Below are 20995 nucleotides of genomic sequence, written 5' to 3'. Positions count from 1 at the left end.
TTTATGGGGAGGAAGGCGTTTCTCTCACCTCGAAAACAATATTCATAAAGGAACCTTCGTCTGGTGTTGATGCCGACACATGGTAGGTCAATGTCCCAGCGTTGGTTAGTTGGACATTGTCAAACAGTGTATTGTCGTACCAAGTAATATAATAATTAAGTTCATTGGCCGGAATAATGGGTAAAGTGCCTGTACCGGCACCTGGGCTTCGTACAGATGATCCAGAAATCCCATTAAACTGTGAACTGTATAAGGCATGTAAGTTTATGCTACCAATTTTTGTACCGTCATCAAATGTCATGGAACTATTGTATTCGGTTGGTATATGTGCTGCTGCCGTTGGAATAATAATCGATGGCATATAGAAAAACTTGGGCAATGCTGCTTTCAATTCCAATGCTGTGATATCTGCATCATTGATTAACCTGTTCCAACGTTGATTGGCGGTCGTCCAGTAATAATAACCGGGGGTGACATTATTGGGGGCTGTACCAGCCGTAGCTGTATTATATATCAATAAGGAATTGACTTTAGACGCATTTGTAGCCAATTCACCTTGGATTGGATCAAAACTATCTAGCGAAGTTAGCGCCACCCGAGGGGTCAGTAACCCTTTAGATGGAGACAGCATCTCCATAACGGAGGCTTTACTGGGATCACTGGTACCATGACCGATCTGCCCGTATACGGGAACCCCGACGATCATAAATATACCAGTGATTAAACCAAAAAAATGCCTCTTCATATTTAAATGCTGTCTCTGCTAAAAAAATAATAGTACCCGTTTTGTCTTTCTAATGGAACCGTACACCTGTCGTATCTTTAGTCCCAAATGTTGTCTCAGCTCCACATTCCCACACGCCACACCATGATGCTAGACCCATTCAACTCCACTTCGTTTCGCTCAGGGTGACGTAATTGTGGAGAATAACAGATGATGTATCTTCAATGATCTCTTCGTGACTCTCGTAACCTCGACATGACAAAAGAACGTTTCCGCCTTAGTTACGCCCTACAACAAGCCAGCCTGTACCATTAGACTTTAATACCCAGCCCTGAAAAGGTAATGCACCATAGGTTAACGTACCAGCAGCGCTGATAATGTTAAGGTAGCCACTATGGCTATCATCTGTATTTGTGATTTTTACATTTATCACCTGTCCTTCTGCAACAGTGGCGTCTGGAAGCGTAAGATCTATATCTGAAGCAGCAAGTGTAACCGCAATATTCACCTCCTGCACATACGGGCTGTAATCCGTAGGAAGCGAAGTGCCTATTGTCGATGAAGCACCGATTGCGGCAGAGAGTGACCTTTTAACACTACGTAATACACCGCCTGCTTCAGTGACAACAATGCTATTAGCAGCAGTTGCATTTTGTAGACCATCGATTGCTAATGTGTTCGTTGCATCCGCTGTAATGGTTGTAACTTGATTCAATGCTCCGCCTAATTGCACTTTTCCTGCATCGGCAGCATTGGTACTTCCATCATTGATGGTCAAACCGTTGTCGGCTTTTACCAAAGAACTTAATTTGGTTTTTTGTAAAACACCCCCTGTAGTCAGCACCATAACAAAACCGTCGGCATCAGCTTGAAAACCTGCAGTAACATCTTCTAAGCCATCTATAGCAAGCTTACGATCATTTGCAGGATCAGTACTTCCACTAACAGTTGTAATCGTTGTTAAAGCTGCGTCTAATTCTCCGCCCAATCCTATTTCAACCTTGTTGGTTGTTGTGTTTAATGTTGTCGTGATACCATTAACTCCCTCAATAGCGTCATTGACAAATTCTGAAGGATTAACCCATTTTGACATTAATTGATCAGCTGTAGCAGGGTCATTGTCGTGGTCGCCCATCGCTGTCACTAAAACAAGCCCATCTGTGTCACCTGCTTTGACGCCTACTGTATATGTGGTTTCATTTCCTACAGTCTCTTCCTCGACTTGTACATTTTCTCCTGCAGCGACTTTGGTAGTCTTTACATCCTCAGACGAAATAAAACGTACCCATTTAGCACCAGCTGCTTCCCAGTAGTAGTAACCCGGTGTCACATCATTTGTTCCGGTATTAGTTGTAGCCGTATTGTATACGAACAACGAGTTTGCCGGAGCCGTTACCGGCGCAGCACTGTTTAAAGCTTCCAACGCTATGCGCGGTACCAAAAGACCACGTTTTGTGGATACAATATCCACTGCTGCCGACTTGTCAGGCGTATTTGTTCCGAAACCCTGTTGGGCGTAAACGGCTTGGCCGACCCATGCTGTAGCTAAAAATACAGCGGCTAATATTAAATTTTTCATTTTCATTTTAATTATTCTTTAGATGATTGATTAAGTTGATTCTTTTGATATATACGATTAAAATTTATTAACGATTCGCCATCTTGTTCCGTCCGAAACAAGATCCCATCCGGAAAATGGTAGTGCTGTATAAAGGCCATCGCTGGATACGCCAATGATATTGCCGACGACGTTGACATAGCCATCTTCATTGTTGTCTTCTTTCTTGATGGTGTATTTTTTTCCTTTATTACGAATGTTGGCTTCTGGTAGTATGATGGTGATATCCCCGGCGCTTGCATCGCCCAATATAACAGCATCTTTGAAGGCTGCGGTATAATCGACACCGGTTTCTACGATATTGGTGCTTTCGGCGGTGGATATTCTGTTGAATATTTCATCAATCGCTTCCTGCACGCTGTTGGCATTAATTCCAGAACCGGCGTTGTTATAACCAAGGTTGCCAGCATTGACATCTATCATGGTCAACGGATTGCCGTCGGCATCCCGAAAAGTGTACACACCGTTTGACACTGTAACATGTACCATGCTTGGGTCGATATGAAATGCTGTACCTTTCTCATTTTTATAGGTGTAAGTACCATTATTGTTGCGGGTAAGGGTGGTCTCTGTTTCCGTGCCGCCAACCTGGACCAGTTGCTTAAAATCAATAGTAGTCGGAGTACCGTCGGAATTGATAAACGTAAGCTGATAGGTAGCTGGATCGTACGTAATGTTACTGGCTGTGCCGCTGGAGGCTAAGACCCACCGGGAGCCATTGTTGTAGTATATCCCTGCAACGACATCATTATGCTGCTCGGTATTGTACACCATCATACCGGCGATGTGTGCTGAAAGTGGCGCGGGATTCGTCGAAGAAACCAGCGATACGCGGGCATGAAGCAATCCTTTATTTTTGCTTGCTAATTCTAAAATAGCATCGACATTTGCTGCAATAGCACCTCCATCACTTCCGTCCGAAAGTTTTTGTTGGCCACGAGCAATGTTCGCAAATACAGTAAGCACTAAAGCAATATACAGGGTTAATAACTTCATAAAATAATTTCTTTATTCCTGATAATAGGTAATAAAGGCACGGCAAATGTATCCGCTCATATAGCATATAATACTCCGTAGTTTCACAATATTTAATTCTGCAGCCTTTCCGCTACAAAACTTAAAAACATCATACACAACAAGCTAATTGCATCTTTTTCAAATACTTGTTCGGCAAAGATACTATATGGATCTACTCTAAACCCCACCCGAAAGGGTGGTTTTTTTATTCTTCTCGGATTGTATTATAATCCGTTCACACTTGTGCGGTTTTATGCGTTTTATTATTAACTTTACTTCAAGAAACGAAATTATGAAAACAACAACGCCTTTATTTTTGCTCTTCACAGTGGTCGGTATTTTCGTAAGTACTTTACACCTGTCGGCGCAATACAAACAAACAATCGTAAATAAAACTATTCTGGTACAGAATAAAGGAAATATTATTCCCCTGCAGCGTTTAGACAAGCTAAAAATAGCCGTGGTAACACCCGTAAAGGGCAAGTACAATACGTTTACCGAGCAACTCCAAAAATATGCCGAGGTAGGTGTTTTCGACTTTAACATGTACGAAGAAAACACCAAATACTTTAATATGATCATTGTAGCCGCCACGGAAAGGGAGCTAAGGAGTGATCTCGCGGCACTCTTACAACAGTCTGTCGTAAATAGAAAGCATGTGATCTTATGCCTGTTTAGCGAATCGGGTTCGCTTGAGAGTCCATGGGCTGCTGCTAACTCGCAATCGGGATTTACCAAACTTGTGTCTCCGAGTTTCGATGCTATATCTCAGCGAAATGCGGCGCTGTCCATTTTTGGTGGTTTGGCACTCACGGAAGGGAAATTGAAAACAGAACAAACACGCATTCAATATACAGCGGGGGAAAGTTCAGGATTAAATATTTCGAAGATGACAACCAGAATAGATGCCATAGCAAAAGAAGCGATTAGCAAGCATGCTGCTCCGGGACTGGTTGTAATGGCCCTAAAAAGTGGACAGGTTATTTTTGAGAAAGCCTATGGCTCACATACTTATGAAAGTAAACAGGTAACTGCTGTTGACGACATTTTTGACTTGGCATCTATAAGTAAAATTGCGGGCACTACGCCCGTCATTATGACACTGCAGGAACAGGGCATTATTCATCTGGACAGCACAATCGGGCATTATCTAGGCCAGGCCAAAACGACGAACAAAGCAGATATCACGACACGTTCGGTACTGCTGCATGAAGCAGGCTTCACGCCTTTTATCCCTTTCTACCGTAATTTAAAACCGGGCGACCTGCAATCGCATGAAGATGCTGAACATCAGGTTAAAGTAGCGGATAATGCCTTCCTGAAAAATAATTATTACCAGAATGTGATGTGGCCTGAGATGCTTAATTCAGCCGTGAAGCCCACTGGAAATTATGTGTATTCGGATATCAGCATGTATGTGATGAAAGAAATTGCAGAACACGAAACGAGTACCCCGATGGAAGAATTTGTACAGGATTTCTTATATAAACCAATCGGGATGAAAACTGCCGGCTATACGCCACGAACCCGCTTTGACAGATCACGCATCGTCCCCACCCAGCATGATACGGCTTTTCGTAAAGTGTTGTTGCAGGGCTATGTCCATGATGAAGGAGCTGCCATGGCGGGAGGTGTAGCTGGTCATGCAGGGTTGTTTGCCACGGCCAATGATCTGGCGATATATGGTCAGTTGTTGTTAAATCGGGGAGAATATGGCGGGGTTCGTTATTTCAAACCCGAAACGGTAGATCTATTTACCTCTAATCAATCGCAATCTAGTCGTAGGGGATTGGGCTTTGACAGGGCAGATCCGGATCTTAAAAAGGAATATCCTTCTAAATTCGCGAACAGTTCGGTATACGGCCATACCGGTTATACCGGAACTTGCATCTGGATCGATCCAAAACATCAATTGGTGTATATATTTCTTTCCAATCGGGTACATCCGCAGGTGACGGGGAAACTATATGAACTAAACATCCGCAGCCGCATTCAAGATGTTATTTATGAAACAATTAACGAAGCTAAATAAATGAAGAAGTGGTTTTATATGGGGTTATTACTCACGAGCTATAGCTTGCAGGCGCAGGATTTTAAAACTGTACATCGTGATTTAATCGTGGTCGACGGGCATAATGATGTAATTATAGAATCTATATTGCCGGGTCACGATATTAGCAGTCGTCTTACAACGGGACATACTGACATTCCACGATTGATAGAAGGGGGTGTTGATGTACAGGTTTTCGCAGTTTGGTCGGATGACAAAAAGTGGCAGACCGGTGCTTTTAAGCATGCTAATGATCAATTAGATGCTTTAGAAAAGGTATTGGATAAAAATCCGAATCAAATTGTCTTAGCAAAACATACAGGAGATATTAACCGTATTCTCAGCGAAGGTAAGATTGCCGCTGTAATTGGTATAGAGGGTGGAAATATGATTGAGGGGAGTATCGCTAATTTGGAAAAATTGTATGAGCGGGGCGCCCGCTACCTTACCCTCACTTGGAATTATAATCTACCTTGGGCTACTGCTGCAGCGGTAGAAGTGTTAACAAAATCGGACAAAGGAAAGGGACTTTCGGAACATGGGAAACGTATCATCCGTAGAATGAATGAACTCGGTATGATGATCGACTTATCGCATGCCGGTGAAAAGACGTTTTATGATGTCATGCGCATTTCGACTAAACCCGTACTGGTATCACATAGCAATGCGGCGGCCATTACACCGCATTCTCGGAATTTGGACGATAAGCAACTTGCAGCTTTAAAGCAAAACGGCGGAGTGGTAGGGGTCAACTTCTATTCTGGTTTTTTGGATGCTACTTATGAAGATCGGGTACAAAAATTGTATCGAACACATTTTGGCGAAAGAGGAGATTATTCCCTTTCGGTAACACGCCAATATGGGAAACTACCGCCTGATTTAAAGCATAAAGCCAACGCGCCTTTGCCTACCTTGTTAGACCATATCGATTATTTGGTTCGTAAGATGGGTATAGACAACGTCGCGATTGGTTCTGATTTTGACGGAATAGAATCTCCACCTCAAGGACTGGAAGATGTTTCCAAGTTTCCAAACCTCACGAAGGCATTGCTCGAACGCGGTTACTCTCAAGAGGATATCGCGAAGATCATGGGGCTTAACTTCTTGAGGATATGGAAAGAGAATGAAAATTAGTGATCCAGCTGAATGAGTTCTTTGTAATTTTTATAGAGTTTCTTGGTAAGACGTATATACAGGACATAATAAAACAATGCGATGAGCGAGAAAAGGATTGCAGCCAAAACGAGCATAATGCCAATAAATAAACTATATTCAATCCAAGTTGGTGCACCGTTACGTACCATGGCATCTGCGATGTTATGCCAGCCATCCCATATACCGTGTATAAACTCAACCGTAATAACAATAAGATTGACATAGATATACAGTTGTACTAATTTTCGGGTTGCTATAATGTCTTCTGTTAATCTTTTTGTGTTCTTTTCGGCTTTAATATTTTTATACTTTTTAAAGAAAAGTATGATGAAAGTGAACAAAACAACGTAATAAAACACATATACAATATCTTCCCATAGGGTATCTGGGCTCGCCTGCCAATATTTCCGGGAGAGATAATTGAGTAGGATTCCGGCCAGGAATTCCATACAACTGATTGCAAAAATCCATTTTACAATAGAAGAAGAACTCTTGTGAAGCATTTCTCTGATCTCCTCCCGATTGATCTTTGGGAAATTATGGTCTTTATTCCAGTGCTGTTTTAATACATCCAATTCATCCATTATGCACCTCCTTTAATACTTAACATGTTTTTCAATTTTGTTTTAATGCGGTTCATCTTCACCCGGGCATTGACCTCACTGATTCCTAATGTTTCGGAAATCTCCGCATAGTCTTTATCCTCCAGATACATATATACTAAAGCCTTCTCTATATCGTTAAGCTCGTGCACTGCCAGATACAACGACCGTAATTGTTCTTCTTGCCTGGTATCGTACTCTTCGTAGCGAATATTGTGAAGCGAATTATCCCATTGTACAGTCGGGACGTTACGCTTTTTATTTCGGTAAAGAGAAATGGCTGTATTTAAGGCAACCCGATAAGCCCAGGTTGTAAACTTGGAATCACCTCGAAACGAAGGATAGGACTTCCATAATTGTATCGTCATCTCTTGAAACAAATCTTTATGCGAATCCATATCACCTGTATATAATTTACAGATTTTATGAAGGATGTTTTGATGCTCCTCCAGTTGATTGATAAATTCTGCTTCGAGATTGGAATACATAATATACTATGTGTCGAAGGTAAGAAGATATTGTTACACCGAAATGGTATGTATTGCAATAATTTACGTAATACGTAATCGCAAGATATACCGATCCCGTAAATTGCATATGAGGTACAATTTATCTAGCTTTGTAGGCTATGCAAAAAAAAGCAGAAAACAACCCACGATCATATATTCAAATAAAAGGGGCTCGCGTCAATAATCTAAAAAATATTGATGTAGATATTCCTAAAAATAAACTCGTCGTCATCACCGGGATGTCTGGCTCCGGAAAATCATCGTTGGCTTTTGACACATTATATGCCGAAGGCCAACGTCGCTATGTCGAAAGTCTTTCTTCTTATGCGCGCCAATTCATGGGTCGTATGAATAAACCGGAGGTAGATTACATCAAAGGTATTGCTCCGGCCATTGCTATAGAACAGAAAGTCATTACTAGCAATCCACGTTCTACCGTAGGAACTTCAACAGAAATATACGATTATTTAAAATTGCTGTTTGCGCGGATAGGTAAAACCATCTCTCCTATTTCTGGGAAAGAGGTAACGAAGGATACGGTTTCTTCTATCGTAGACACACTTATAGCTTATCCAATCGATAGCACGCTTACGATTTTGAGTCCGCTGATCCCATTAAATGAACGAAAACTTAAAGAAGAACTGTCGCTGTTACTTCAGAAGGGGTTTGTGCGTGTGATTTTCAACGGGAATATGCACAAGATTGAGTCGTTGCTCGAAGATAAGGATGTGCCAAATAAACAGGTCAAAGAGGGCGAAGTAGAGATCGTAATAGACCGCATCAGACTGGATAAGGAGGAGGATACCATACACCGCATAGCGGATTCTGTACAGACAGCATTCTTCGAGGGAAAGGGCACCTGTGCTATTGAAATTGATGATGAGCGACTTTCATTCTCTGATAAATTTGAGCTGGATGGGATGACTTTCGAAATTCCTACGGCCAACTTCTTCAGCTTTAACAATCCATTTGGCGCTTGTCGGAGGTGTGAGGGGTACGGTAAAATTATCGGAATAGACCCCGACTTAGTTGTACCGGACAAAAGCAAATCGGTATACGACGGTGCTATTGCTCCCTGGAGAGGTGAGAAAATGAGCACCTGGTTAGACAAATTAGTCCGTACAGCGCTCAAATTTGACTTTCCCATTCATCGGTCCTATGGCGACCTCACGCCAGACCAACAAAATCTGTTATGGACAGGAAACCGGTATTTTAATGGATTGGACTCCTTTTTTAAAGAACTTGAGGAACAGACGTATAAAATACAGTATCGTGTAATGCTCTCTCGATACCGTGGAAAAACAGATTGCCCGGAATGTAAAGGCAGCCGTCTACGCAAGGATGCTTCTTTTGTGAAAGTGAACGACAAATCGATAATCGATGTGGTCCTGATGCCAATCGATAAAGCACTTGCTTTTTTTCAAAGCCTCAGCCTTACGGACAATGAACAAATCATTGCGAAAAGACTGCTCGCAGAAATATTGAACAGAATACAATTTTTATGTGATGTTGGATTGAGTTATCTGACATTGAACAGACTGAGTAATACCTTATCTGGCGGGGAATCTCAGCGTATTAATCTGGCCACCTCGTTGGGAAGCTCTTTGGTGGGTTCGATATATGTACTGGATGAACCCAGTATCGGCCTTCATCCACGTGATACACAGAAACTGATCGGTGTATTGAAGTCGCTTCGCGATGTGGGTAATACCGTCATTGTAGTAGAACATGAACAAGAAATGATGGAAGCTGCGGATTACCTGATCGATATTGGCCCGGAAGCGGGAATCAATGGCGGCGAGCTGGTATTTGCTGGAGATTACGACCAAATATTAAAAGATAAACATTCTCTTACGGGTAAATATTTAAGCGGCGAATTACAGATTCCTGTCCCTAAAAGTCGCCGTAAATGGACGGACACGGTTCGGATCAAAGGTGCACGTGAGAACAACTTAAAAGGTATAGACGTGGATTTTCCACTAAATGTATTTACCGTTGTGACGGGCGTTTCGGGTTCGGGTAAGACTTCTCTCGTAAAACGGATCCTCTTCCCTGCATTGCAAAAGGCAATTGGAAATTACTCCGGCGAACAAACCGGTATTTTTGACGCACTCGAGGGCGACTTCGAACAAATAGAGCAGGTAGAAATGGTGGATCAAAACCCAATTGGACGATCCTCCCGCTCTAACCCGGTGACGTATGTAAAAGCCTGGGATGAGATTCGTGCCTTATATTCCAATCTTCCTGCTGCCAAAGCTAATGGGTTAAAACCTTCGGCCTTCTCGTTCAATGTAGAAGGTGGCCGTTGTGATGTATGCCAAGGAGATGGTGAAGTAAAAATCGAAATGCAATTCATGGCAGACATTGTATTGCCCTGTGAGGCCTGCGATGGAAAACGTTTCAAACAACATGTGCTGGATGTGCAATATAAAGAGAAATCGGTTGCGGATATCCTTGACTTAAGCATTGATGAGGCGCTTTCCTTTTTCGGCGATCAACCAAAGATTTTGGGCAAATTACAGCCGTTACAAAATGTGGGACTGGGCTATGTCAAGCTCGGCCAGTCATCGAGTACCCTTTCGGGAGGTGAAGCACAACGGATTAAGCTAGCATCCTTCCTCATTAAGGGAAACAATCAAAAGAAAACGTTGTTTATCTTTGACGAACCGACCACTGGTTTGCATTTCCACGATATCGAAAAACTTTTAAAATCTTTCGATCAATTAATTGCTTTGGGTAATAGTATATTGGTTATCGAACATAACATGGATATGATCAAATCCGCAGATTGGGTGATCGATATTGGCCCTGAAGGAGGTGACAAAGGAGGAGATCTAGTCTACGTAGGAACGCCGGAAAAATTAGCGGATTGTAAAGAATCTTTTACGGGGCAATTTCTTATACCCCATCTAAAGTCCTAACTTGGCATCCTATAATATATACATATGAAGAAGCTTTCTTTTCTACTACTATCACTATTTTTAAGCCTCTATTCGATTTCAAGAGCACAGGTAGACCGTCCTAAACTTGTCGTTGGACTGATGGTAGACCAGATGCGCTGGGATTACCTCTATCGCTTCGCAGACCGGTACGGAGATAAAGGTTTCAAGAGAATATTGAAGGATGGTTTTTCATGTGAGAATACAATTATCAACTATATCCCTACCTATACCGCCATCGGTCATAGTTCGGTATATACCGGATCTGTTCCCTCTATACACGGTATTTCGGGTAACGACTGGATTATACAAGCTACTGGTCAACAAATGTATTGTACGCAGGATGACAATGTAAATGGCGTCGGCACGACGGAAAAAGAAGGACAACAGTCTCCTCGAAATCTATTGGCCTCTACCATCACGGATCAGTTAAAACTGGCGACTAATTTTAAATCAAAGGTGATCGGTATCTCGATAAAAGACAGAGGTGGTATATTACCGGCAGGTCATTTTGCCGATGCGGCTTACTGGTTTGAAAGTAAGTCTGGAGATTGGATTTCGAGCACATTCTACATGGAAGAATTGCCCCATTGGGTAAATGGCTTTAACAAACAAAAGCTGGCTGAAAAGTACCTAAAACAGGATTGGAACACACTCTATCCGATTGAAACTTACCAAACAAACAGCATAGAAGACGATAATATCTATGAAGGGAAATGGGCTGGTGAAACTACATCCGGCTTTCCGCGCAAAACTTCCGAGCTCATGAAAGATGCCGGATTAGAGCTGATAAAAACAACACCTCAAGGCAATACATTTACGTTAGACTTTGCAAAAAAGGCTATTGAAAATGAAAAACTAGGACATAATCCAAGTCAAAATACAGATTTTTTGTGTGTCAGTCTTTCCGCAACAGATTATGTGGGCCACCGTTACTCGCTTTCGGCAGTAGAAATTGAAGATACGTACCTGCGGTTGGATCAGGATATAGCCGATTTCTTGGCTTATTTAGATAACACAGTGGGTGAGGGTAATTATACGTTTTTCCTTACTGCTGATCATGCCGCTTCTTATAATCCCTTATATTATACGGATCAAAAAGGCAACGGAGGATACTTATTTACCCGTCAGATCCTACGCGATCTTAATGCGGAGTTGAAAGCAGAATTTGGAGCTGACAAGGTGGTAAATAGTTTGCTAAACTACCAGGTGAATCTTAATTATGCGCTCATCGATTCGTTAAAATTGGATGCCAATGCGGTGAAGCAAGTTATTTTCAAAAACCTGAATAAAGTGGATGGAATAGCTTACGTGATTGACATGGAAGGCGGTGAAAATATGTTCATTCCTGCTCCACTCCGGGAGAAAATTATCAACGGATACAATCGGAAAAGAAGTGGTGCAATTCAGCTAATCACGGAGCCACAATGGTATTCGGGGACACCTAGAGGCACGGGCACCACACATGGCGTATGGTCGCCATATGATTCGCACATCCCGTTGGTATTTATGGGATGGGGGATTAAGCCGGGTGTTAGCAATAGAGAGGTGCATATTGTCGATATAGCGCCTACGCTATCTGCTTTATTGCGTGTAATGGAGCCAAACGGAAATATCGGGAAACCTATTACGGAGGTGCTCGGTCAATAATTTTTTTTAGCGCTTTAAATTATGTATTTTTGAAAGTTAAGAGGAATTACTATGCTTTCTAAGAAAACAAAATATGCGATAAAGGCGCTGATGGTACTGGGTAGAAACTACGGTCAGGAGCCAATACAGATTATAAAAATTGCAGAAGAAGAACGTATTCCAAAAAAGTTCCTAGAACAGATTCTCTTGGAAATGAGGAACGCGGGAATTTTGTATTCCAAGAAAGGCGCTGGAGGGGGATACAGCTTAAATAAAGCTCCTGAAGACATCTTCCTGTCGCAAGTGATGCGTTTGATCGATGGGCCGATCGCATTGCTCCCATGCGTTAGTCTCAACTTCTATCGCTCTTGCGAAGAATGTGTCGAAGAGCATGCGTGTGGCATCAGGGATACTTTTTTAGAAGTGCGGAATGCAATGCTTCAGATATTGAATGACACCAGCATTGCTAGTCTAATCAATAAGGAAAAAGAACTTAATCTCGATTAAAGAGAAATTAAAAAAGGGGATTCAAATTTGAATCCCCTTTTTTAATTTCTTTATTATAATTTGATTTCCTCTTCTTTCGAATTGAAGAAACGAAATTCTGTTAGGTAATACGACTGTATAGATTTTACCTTTATCCATTTGCCATATTTAAAAAACCACTTGATTCTTCTTGAGATAAAACCTGACTTAATGTAGGCGTCGATATAAGGATGTACACATAATGTAATACCTTTTTCGTTTTGTTCTTCAAGAATAAAACTCAAATTATTTTCTATATCATCAAGCAACACAATGCTTGATCTTATTTCTCCTGTACCATCACAAGCCGGACATTTTTCGCTTGTCACGATGCTCATTTCGGGTCGTACTCGCTGACGTGTAATCTGTACGAGACCAAATTTACTTGGAGGAAGAATGGTATGACGAGCTCTGTCCTCGTTCATGCATTCCCTAAGGAAGGTATACAACTCTTTCCGATTTGGCGCTTTGTGCATGTCGATAAAGTCGATAACGACTATACCTCCCATATCACGTAATCGCAACTGTCGTGCGATCTCTTTTGCAGCCTCCTTGTTTACTAAAAGTGCATTATCTTCCTGATTTTCTTTATTCGCAATGCGGTTACCACTATTTACATCGATGACGTGCAGGGCTTCGGTATGTTCAATAACCAAATATGCACCACCTTGTAAATTAACCGTCTTGCCGAAAGACGCCTTAATCTGCTTTTCAACACCAAAATGATCAAAAATAGGCTCTTTATGTTTATAAAGCTTGACTATCTTCTCCAGTTCTGGTGAAATTTCCTGTATGTATGATTTCGTTTCCTCGTAAATAACAGGATCGTTAACATATATATGTGTAAACTCATCCGTTAAAAGATCGCGTACAATGGTAGAAGCTCTATCCATTTCACCCAATATTTTTTGCGGCGGTTCTACAGTTTTAAGGCGTTTGGTAAACAGTTCCCATTTAGAAATCAAATCCAGAAGATCTTTTTGAAGTTCATCAACTCCTTTACCTTCTGACACTGTGCGTATGATGACGCCAAAATTTGCAGGCTTAATACTTTCTACAATTTTCTTCAATCTACTCCGTTCAGCGCTGCCTTTGATTTTTTTTGAAATAGAAACCGAACTTGAAAACGGGACCAATACTACAAAACGTCCTGCAATGGACAAGTCCGAGCTTAAGCGCGGGCCTTTTGTAGATATAGGTTCTTTGGCTATCTGTACCGGTAAAATCATATTTCGGGATAAAATATCCGAAATCTTTCCTGCCTTATCGATATCCTTTTCAAGCTTCAAACTATTGAGCAGTTTCTCTTGATAACTGCCATTCTTTACTATTCGAGTCAGTTTAAGCAACGATTGTACTTGAGGACCTAAATCCAAATAGTGCAAGAATGCATCTTTTTCGTAACCTACATCTACGAATGCTGCATTCAGACCAGGCATAATTTTTTTGATACGGCCGAGATAAATATCTCCAACAGCAAAATTACTCCCAGCTTGCTCACGATTGAGTTCAACAAGTTGCTTGTCCTGTAGTAAAGCAATAGTCACTCCTTTTTCAGGAGTTGAATCGATAATTAATTCCTTTACCAACAGCTACTAAATTATGGGAAATAGCACCTCGCGCACTATTCTAATCCCTTATGAAACATAAAACTCGCTTAATGAAAAATACAATCTATGCTAAAACAAGCTGTTTTGTCATAGATTGTACTATGTCTTGAAGTAATAAATACCTCATTTGACTATTAGCTACAAGAAGTTATTTTTTCTTGTGTCTATTTTTTCTTAAACGTTTTTTACGTTTGTGAGTAGCCATTTTGTGTCTTTTTCTTTTTTTTCCGCTTGGCATAGCTTTAATGTTTTTAAAAATGATGTAAATAAAATCTGTTAATTACTTACTCAATGCTTCGATCTGACGATCGATGTATTGAGAGAGAGTTGGATCTGCAGCCATTTCCTTACTTTTTTGAAAAGCAGCAATTGCCTCCGTCCTCAACCCAATTTTTTCATATCCTGTCGCTAAGTAGAAGTACGACTCTGCATCGGGCTTCATTTCTACAACCGTCTTGAAGCGTTCGATAGCCTTGTCATATTGTTGTGATTGTAGTGAAAACAACCCCAACGTTCTATTCGCTTCGATATTTTTTGGTTCCGTTTTTACTACTTCTTGTAGCAATGCAATACCTGCCATAGGATTATTAGACCCTGTTACCAAGGCAGCTCCAAGGCCGGTTTTTGCAGATAAATTGTTCGCGTCTAATTCCAACGCTTCTTCATACGATTGAATGGCTAGCTGATTTAAAGCTGATGCCATTGTTGTATCCTGCAAATTGGTATACGCCGCACGGTAAGCATCTCCAGCTTTCAACCAATAGTCGAACTTGGGTGTAATCTTGGCCATTTCGGCGTAGATAAACCCTTGAGGTGCCGCTTTTGCCAAGTCATCCCACTTATTTGCCAATTCTTGCAACAACGCAACTTTCGCCTCTCCTTCAGCACCTTCCACTTTAGCTTCTATCTTGGCAATATCCTGAGCGAGTGATGTATTGATACTTTGTTTCGCAATATCCGAAACATTTTTCAAATTATACATAGATTCGGCAGAATTCGAAGAGGCAGCTGCTGTGTCCTTCTCCCCATCAACCAAACCTTTAATAGGACGTGCCAATAGAACGCCCATTAAGACGACTATAAACACAATGACTACTATTTGTTTGGTATTAAGCATGGGACGAATTTACTCTTATTTTTTTGCTTTATTCCCAGTTTTTACTTTTTCAACAAAAACTTTTGCTGGTTTAAAACTTGGAACAAAATGTTCAGGGATGATAATCGCTGTGTTTTTGGAAATATTACGCGCAGTTTTTTCAGCTCTCTTTTTTACAACGAAACTTCCAAAACCTCTAACATAAACATTTTCTCCTCCAATCATTGCATTTTTAACAACTTTGAAAAACGCCTCTACTGTCTCTTGAACGTCTACCTTCTCTAAACCTGTCTTGGTAGAGATTTCCGCAATAATTTCTGCTTTAGTCATATCTATTATACTGTAATTATTTATTTCTCTCTCATCCCATCATTTGGGGTTGCAAAAGTATCTTTTTTAAATGAGCTTTAAAAATATTTTCATGTATTTTTGATACTGAAAATTTTCATTTTCAAACATTTAACGTTTTAACTGATGCGATGATCCCCCAAAAATGTCTGCAAAGTTACTATTATTTTGCTGACTGTCAAATATTTATTACAATTTTACCTTAAAGGTAGCAGCAATGTGACGTAAGTCTGGCTCTTCATGCAAAGCCGAAATTACAATGCGATTCAGCAGTGGACTCGTTGGAAAAGGGTAGGGAAAGCTGGAAATCAATACATTGTTATTCAACAAATAATGGTATAAATTGGAATCTGTCGTACTAAAAACCGGGAAATGGGGAATGCTACTAAATGGCAAAGACGCAAGTAATTGTTGCGCTAGAGAAATGTTATCGTGTAGCTTATCAAAAGCCTGTTCGTATATCGTTTGTCCGTTCAAAAGGGCATACATACTGGCTGGAGATGAAGGCGATGCACCGGTAAAAATAGAGTCGTTCCGCAGCATATCTATATGCTCGCTATTACCTAAAACGACACCTGCATCGGTCCCCATCCCCTTGGCCAGGGAGGCAACGATCACTACGGTTAGATTATCTTGATTGGCAAAATCCAACGTTGTCGAAATTCCGTTTTTTCGTAACACCCCGATACCGTGCGAGTCATCTAGCACGAATAATATCTTTTTATGTGATTTTATAGCTTTAAAACCTGAGAAATCATACAGCATAGGCATCAAATTATCCAGTGCATTGGACACGATGACAAAATTACCCTTGTTAGAGTGGTTTATGTAATCTACGGTTTTGTCTACCCAAGTGTCAAAATTCTTCTCCACTTGTGGATCTCGATCAATCCATAGGGCAGGATGCGTATCTGGCGCATAAATTAGTTCGCCGTAATTACGAAAGACCTTTACCGCCAACTGGGTTGCCAAATAACCACTTGAAAGCAAGACCGCATCTTCAAATCCAAAACGCTGTGCGATATAACGCTCCGCTTCAGGATATATCCCCAACTGAATGTTGTTGTTACGCGAGGTTCCATTGTTAAGGCCATACTTGTCTATCCCCTCTTTGTAAAGCGAAATATAATCCGGATTGTCAAGCAATCCCAAATAGGCTGTGCCACCAAAAAAAAGATAGTCTCTCCCCTCTTGTTGGATGAAGCGGCCGGTAGGTTGATTTAAATATTGAAAATTTTTCATCCAAGTAAATTATTTATTAATGTAAGAGTTTAATGGCATAAATAAACTCTTATACTCGGTTATTCTTTAAAGGTGAAGAAGCTATCAGGTGTCATCAGCTTAATACAAATGAAAATTCAAGGGGAAATTTAATCCGACAGAAAATGTAAACCCATCAATCTTCTTAAAATCAGATTTTTGGTTGATATTAACACCATATCCCACCCCGATATCGACCAACGATGCCAAACTTATACCGACCTTAGGTGTCACGGTATAGGGTGTGATCTCTCCTTTAACAAATGGCCATACCCCTTTATCACTAAGATAGTAGGTTAGCCCAAGTTCTGGCACTATAGTAGTGCGATCCATCATCCAGGTAAAATTTGCTCCTCCGTCTATCTTGATATACTGATATTCATTGGGCGCAAAAAGTCCCCAGCCTGACAGCTTTAAAAAGTTACCATGTTGATATTGATAGCCAATCGATGGCCCCCATATCCACGAATTACCACCGGGCTTCCCGCCAACACTTTCCTGGCCCTTCACCGAGGCAACATAGGATAATAAACCACAGCAAAACACTACAATCTTCTTCATACTCGGGATTTTTTGAAAAGCACTAATCTACAATATATAATTAAAAAACTAAACCGGTATTAGTCCAGTTCATCTAATATTTCCTTCACCGCTCTTTCTAATTGCGGATCCCGATCTGCCAAGCGGTCAGCGATTGTATTTTTAACGTAAATATCCGGAGCCACTCCTGTTTGCTCTAGATCTTGTCCATCTAGGGTATAACAGCCCCATGCCGGCACTCTGTACATCGACCCATCGACTAATCCTTTTGCGGAGGTAAATATGATCCAGCGATACGTCTCAGTGCCGATGACCTTGCCTAATTTTAATGCTTTAAATCCGGCAGCAGTCATCTCGGCATCGCTCAGCGACTGTTCGTTAATCAACAGCACAATAGGCTTGGATGCTGGCGAAAAATTACTTTGTGGCGCTCTTTTACCATTTCTATACTGCCATTGCAGGTAAGGCCGTTGTGATAAAAATCTCAGCACCTCATCGTGTACATTGCCTCCGGTATTGTAACGTAAATCCAGAATGATGGCTTCCTTATTATTTTCGTGTTCGGCCATATCCAACAAAAACTGGTTCAGCTGATCGCCACTCATATTCTTCATATGTGAATAGGCAATACGATTGTTACCCCAAGAATCGACTTTGCCTCTATTCGATTTGATCCACTCATCGTACAACTGATCTTTTTGTGCGGTGGATGATTGCGGGCGGATGTTAACGACGACCTCTTTCCCCTGACGCAAAAAAGTAAGCGTCATTTCCTCCTTCAACGAGGGTTGTGCAAAATAATAGTCTCTGTCCTGCGTAGCTGAAACCTTATTTCCATTTACAGCGACGAGAATATCACCAGCTTGGATGTCGACATCTTTACGGGAGGCCGGGCTACGTTGGATAATCTGAGCGACTTGAAGTGGATTCCCGGAATCAAACGACACACCGATTTCATTGGAAACCGTCGTAAAATCTTTGCGTTCTTCGGGACCGGAAGAATTGAAGCCGAGATGTGAGGCATTCAGCTCTCCCAACATGTCGTTGAGCAGAATACGCAGGTCGCTCCTGTTATTTACCTGAGGGAGATATGTTTCATATCTTTTTTTAACGGCTGCCCAATCTACACCATGAAAATTGTCATCGTAAAAATTCTCTTCGATACCTGCCCAGGTTTCATAAAACATCTGTTTAAATTCACTTTGCAGATTCCGTTGAAATTTTAGTGCAAGCTCTACCTTGTCTAATTTATTTGCCTCTATCGTGTATTTATGGATTGCTCCTCTGCTCAATGCGTAGTATTTCCCTCCCACTTCAAGAAGATTGGATACACCGCCATCAGCTACTTTCTCGGTCTTATTAGGGGTAAAAGGTTCCATGACGGTACGATAAAGTGCTGTGCGCCCTTCGCCATGATTAGAAGAATAAAAGACATATGTCTTTTCTCCTTTCTTGAGGATCGTAGGATTCGCCTGTGTCCCGAAAGCAGGGCTTACCAAGGATATGCGATCCAGTAGTCCTTGCGTGTTGATCGCTACCACCGGCGAGGGGGCTGTGCTCTTTTTTGCATTTGTGGTATCCTTTGTCGGTTTTTCCGTTTCGTTAAAGAGTTCGTCAAACTTGCTGATACGATAGTCTTCATCGAAATTGTCAAGTGCCATCCGGTATATGCTCGCATTCTGCATACCTGTTGGGTATGAGGGTTTTGTTCTGTTACTAGCAAAGTAGATATACTTTCCATCAGGCGACCAGGTCGGCGACGTTTCAGAAACACCCGTATTGGTTAAATTGATGGTACTGTTGCTTGTTAGATGATGCACAAAGATATCCTGTTCAAAGTTGCGATATGCTGTGAATAGGATATAAGCGCCATCTGGGGAGAATGAGGGTGAGGAATTCTGGAATGCCCAAATCTCATCCTTCACGATAGTGCTGCTTTTAAGAGAAGCGAGGTCCAATAGGCGTACTTCATCCCTACCACTTAGATAAACGGCTTGACTGCGGCTTGTGTTCATCTCAAGATCTCTATTGTTGCGCAGATCCTGCGTGAGTTGCTTGGCCTGTCCTTTCCCATCTGCATTGATCGTGAACCAATTGAGATATCCCTGATACGTCTGATTATATATTAGGGTTTTATTATCCTTTAGCCACATGACCTCCATGACCCGCTCGCCCTGACCGGGCATTTGCCTTACGAATTTTCCGTCTATATCACTTACAAACAGCTCGCCTCTTGACACAAAAACCATTTTCTTTCCGTCAGGAGAAACATCAAGATTACTGATATTTTCTTTTACATCAAACTCCTGCTGCTTATCCAGAACAAGGTTGCGATTAAGTGCGATCTTGGGCTGTGTTATCTTTTTTGAAGACACATCATATATAAAGAGTTGATAATCCTTTTCGAAGACCACGCGTTCGCCATTAGCGGCCACAAAGGGCCTCTTTATAGAGGTTGAAAATTTAGTCAGCGCCGTTTTCTGACGCCCTACGAACGTATAGAGATTAAACTCATCATTTTCTTCATCGGAGGCAAAGTAGATGTTGCCTTTACGATCCGCACTTGCCCAAAAATCTTTACCTTCATAGTCGGTATATTGCTTGAACGTATTATCCTTCGGACTGTAGGAAAGAATATCTGGATTGAAAGCACCTTTATAACGTTTGCGGTTGGCTGCACTGTAACTTTCCCACGAGTCGTTAAATAACAGCTCTCCTTCTGGGGTCTCTACAACATTATGAATGGTATTAAAATAATGGGGAAATAACCGCTCTGCTGTACCTCCGCTCCGCACTACTTTGTAACTGCCAAATCTATTGTGGCGTGATGACGTGAAGTAGATTGATTTGCTATCCCAGCTCCAGCTATCTACCTCATCTCCTGCTTCATGATAGGTTAGCTGTTTAATATCACCTCCTTCAAGTGGCATAACATAGACATCCATATTACCGCTTTGATTAGATGAGAATGCGAGCCACTTTCCATCCGGAGATATACGTGGTGCTATTTCATTACCTTTCATGGCCGTGAGTCGGAATGCTGCTCCCCCTTCTACAGATACGCGCCATAGGTCGCCATCATAACTAAAAACGATTGTATTGCCATCAGGACTTAGTGTGGGGTGTGATAAAAAAGATAATTCAGATGGAGATTGCGCCTGTGTGAAAAACGAGCAGCCAATGGACATCCCCAATGCGCAGAGGAAAACTTTTATCATGATTAATATGAGGTTTCTGTATGTTATTTATTTTGTAAAATACAAATTTAAAATACCTATTGACTTTTTTATCATCTTGATAACCTGGTATTCATTTTTTTACAAGATTCTGTCGACACCAATAGATAACAGAATAAATAACAATTAGTCACTCT

Annotated in this window: 16 protein-coding genes; 5 read left to right on the top strand and 11 right to left on the bottom strand. The window is 41.3% G+C overall.

The window, feature by feature from the left end; genetic code table 11:
• Position 1: 1 nt before the first annotated feature.
• The 3 genes from FAZ15_RS13195 to FAZ15_RS13185 all read right to left on the bottom strand — a co-directional run bounded on the left by FAZ15_RS13195 (position 2) and on the right by FAZ15_RS13185 (position 3338).
• Positions 2-745, bottom strand: a complete 744-nt coding sequence (locus FAZ15_RS13195) for a hypothetical protein (RefSeq protein WP_136901789.1) — start codon at positions 743-745, stop codon at positions 2-4.
• A gap of 256 nt (positions 746-1001) precedes the next feature.
• Positions 1002-2303 (bottom strand): hypothetical protein, encoded by a 1302-nt coding sequence (locus FAZ15_RS13190; RefSeq protein WP_136901788.1) that lies wholly within the window; start codon positions 2301-2303, stop codon positions 1002-1004.
• Positions 2304-2360: 57 nt separating this feature from the next.
• Positions 2361-3338, bottom strand: a complete 978-nt coding sequence (locus FAZ15_RS13185; RefSeq protein WP_136901787.1) for a hypothetical protein — start codon at positions 3336-3338, stop codon at positions 2361-2363.
• Positions 3339-3651: 313 nt separating this feature from the next.
• On the opposite strand from FAZ15_RS13185, the gene FAZ15_RS13180 reads away from it, so the two are divergent.
• Together FAZ15_RS13180 and FAZ15_RS13175 are read left to right on the top strand one after the other, a co-directional pair.
• Positions 3652-5391 carry a serine hydrolase domain-containing protein gene (locus FAZ15_RS13180; protein ID WP_136901786.1) on the top strand — a complete coding sequence of 580 codons (1740 nt, stop codon included), beginning with the start codon at positions 3652-3654 and terminating at the stop codon, positions 5389-5391.
• Positions 5392-6543, top strand: a complete 1152-nt coding sequence (locus FAZ15_RS13175) for a dipeptidase (protein ID WP_136901785.1) — start codon at positions 5392-5394, stop codon at positions 6541-6543.
• Here FAZ15_RS13175 and FAZ15_RS13170 read toward each other — a convergent pair.
• Entirely contained in the window at positions 6540-7148 is a 609-nt protein-coding gene (locus tag FAZ15_RS13170) for a hypothetical protein (protein WP_136901784.1), read from the bottom strand. The two genes, FAZ15_RS13175 and FAZ15_RS13170, sit on opposite strands and share 4 nt — an antisense overlap.
• Positions 7148-7654 (bottom strand): RNA polymerase sigma factor, encoded by a 507-nt coding sequence (locus tag FAZ15_RS13165; protein WP_136901783.1) that lies wholly within the window; start codon positions 7652-7654, stop codon positions 7148-7150. The genes FAZ15_RS13170 and FAZ15_RS13165 overlap by 1 nt, the downstream gene beginning before the upstream one ends.
• 140 nt (positions 7655-7794) lie before the next feature.
• Here FAZ15_RS13165 and uvrA point away from each other — a divergent pair, with 140 nt between their 5' ends.
• From uvrA to FAZ15_RS13150, 3 genes are read left to right on the top strand one after another with little or no spacing between them, the layout of a single operon-like run.
• A complete protein-coding gene (gene uvrA / locus FAZ15_RS13160; RefSeq protein ID WP_136901782.1) occupies positions 7795-10596 on the top strand; it encodes an excinuclease ABC subunit UvrA in 2802 nt (933 codons plus the stop codon).
• Between the two features lie 24 nt (positions 10597-10620).
• Positions 10621-12264, top strand: a complete 1644-nt coding sequence (gene pafA / locus FAZ15_RS13155) for an alkaline phosphatase PafA (protein ID WP_136901781.1) — start codon at positions 10621-10623, stop codon at positions 12262-12264.
• Between the two features lie 51 nt (positions 12265-12315).
• Complete coding sequence (locus FAZ15_RS13150; RefSeq protein ID WP_136901780.1) at positions 12316-12750, top strand: RrF2 family transcriptional regulator; 435 nt, start codon at positions 12316-12318, stop codon at positions 12748-12750.
• A 53-nt stretch (positions 12751-12803) separates the two neighbouring features.
• Here FAZ15_RS13150 and FAZ15_RS13145 read toward each other — a convergent pair whose 3' ends face one another.
• From FAZ15_RS13145 to FAZ15_RS13120, 6 genes are all read right to left on the bottom strand, one after another.
• A complete protein-coding gene (locus FAZ15_RS13145; RefSeq protein WP_136901779.1) occupies positions 12804-14357 on the bottom strand; it encodes an Rne/Rng family ribonuclease in 1554 nt (517 codons plus the stop codon).
• Positions 14358-14658: 301 nt separating this feature from the next.
• Complete coding sequence (locus FAZ15_RS13140; protein WP_136901778.1) at positions 14659-15495, bottom strand: TPR domain-containing protein; 837 nt, start codon at positions 15493-15495, stop codon at positions 14659-14661.
• Between the two features lie 15 nt (positions 15496-15510).
• On the bottom strand, positions 15511-15804 hold the full coding sequence (locus FAZ15_RS13135; RefSeq protein WP_136901777.1) for an HU family DNA-binding protein: 294 nt from the start codon (positions 15802-15804) through the stop codon (positions 15511-15513).
• A gap of 207 nt (positions 15805-16011) precedes the next feature.
• Positions 16012-17064 (bottom strand): aminotransferase class I/II-fold pyridoxal phosphate-dependent enzyme, encoded by a 1053-nt coding sequence (locus tag FAZ15_RS13130; RefSeq protein ID WP_136901776.1) that lies wholly within the window; start codon positions 17062-17064, stop codon positions 16012-16014.
• Between the two features lie 99 nt (positions 17065-17163).
• Complete coding sequence (locus tag FAZ15_RS13125) at positions 17164-17643, bottom strand: hypothetical protein (protein ID WP_238387247.1); 480 nt, start codon at positions 17641-17643, stop codon at positions 17164-17166.
• 59 nt (positions 17644-17702) lie between these two features.
• Positions 17703-20840: a S41 family peptidase gene (locus FAZ15_RS13120; RefSeq protein WP_136901775.1), complete on the bottom strand. Its 3138-nt coding sequence runs from the start codon at positions 20838-20840 to the stop codon at positions 17703-17705.
• Positions 20841-20995: the final 155 nt, after the last annotated feature.

Origin of the sequence: Sphingobacterium olei (assembly GCF_005048855.1) — a bacterium.
In the GTDB taxonomy this organism is placed as follows: domain Bacteria; phylum Bacteroidota; class Bacteroidia; order Sphingobacteriales; family Sphingobacteriaceae; genus Sphingobacterium; species Sphingobacterium olei.
Note: the sequence above shows the minus strand (reverse complement) of the source record. Positions and strands in the feature narration are given on the sequence as shown.

Excerpts from the sequence above, each read along its gene's own strand:
- FAZ15_RS13195 (WP_136901789.1), bottom strand. The coding sequence starts at position 745 with ATGAAGAGGCATTTTTTTGGTTTAATCACTGGTATATTTATGATCGTC.
- FAZ15_RS13190 (WP_136901788.1), bottom strand. The coding sequence starts at position 2,303 with ATGAAAAATTTAATATTAGCCGCTGTATTTTTAGCTACAGCATGGGTC.
- FAZ15_RS13185 (WP_136901787.1), bottom strand. The coding sequence starts at position 3,338 with ATGAAGTTATTAACCCTGTATATTGCTTTAGTGCTTACTGTATTTGCG.
- FAZ15_RS13180 (WP_136901786.1), top strand. The coding sequence starts at position 3,652 with ATGAAAACAACAACGCCTTTATTTTTGCTCTTCACAGTGGTCGGTATT.
- FAZ15_RS13175 (WP_136901785.1), top strand. The coding sequence starts at position 5,392 with ATGAAGAAGTGGTTTTATATGGGGTTATTACTCACGAGCTATAGCTTG.
- FAZ15_RS13170 (WP_136901784.1), bottom strand. The coding sequence starts at position 7,148 with ATGGATGAATTGGATGTATTAAAACAGCACTGGAATAAAGACCATAAT.
- FAZ15_RS13165 (WP_136901783.1), bottom strand. The coding sequence starts at position 7,654 with ATGTATTCCAATCTCGAAGCAGAATTTATCAATCAACTGGAGGAGCAT.
- uvrA (WP_136901782.1), top strand. The coding sequence starts at position 7,795 with ATGCAAAAAAAAGCAGAAAACAACCCACGATCATATATTCAAATAAAA.
- pafA (WP_136901781.1), top strand. The coding sequence starts at position 10,621 with ATGAAGAAGCTTTCTTTTCTACTACTATCACTATTTTTAAGCCTCTAT.
- FAZ15_RS13150 (WP_136901780.1), top strand. The coding sequence starts at position 12,316 with ATGCTTTCTAAGAAAACAAAATATGCGATAAAGGCGCTGATGGTACTG.
- FAZ15_RS13140 (WP_136901778.1), bottom strand. The coding sequence starts at position 15,495 with ATGCTTAATACCAAACAAATAGTAGTCATTGTGTTTATAGTCGTCTTA.
- FAZ15_RS13135 (WP_136901777.1), bottom strand. The coding sequence starts at position 15,804 with ATGACTAAAGCAGAAATTATTGCGGAAATCTCTACCAAGACAGGTTTA.
- FAZ15_RS13130 (WP_136901776.1), bottom strand. The coding sequence starts at position 17,064 with ATGAAAAATTTTCAATATTTAAATCAACCTACCGGCCGCTTCATCCAA.
- FAZ15_RS13125 (WP_238387247.1), bottom strand. The coding sequence starts at position 17,643 with ATGAAGAAGATTGTAGTGTTTTGCTGTGGTTTATTATCCTATGTTGCC.
- FAZ15_RS13120 (WP_136901775.1), bottom strand. The coding sequence starts at position 20,840 with ATGATAAAAGTTTTCCTCTGCGCATTGGGGATGTCCATTGGCTGCTCG.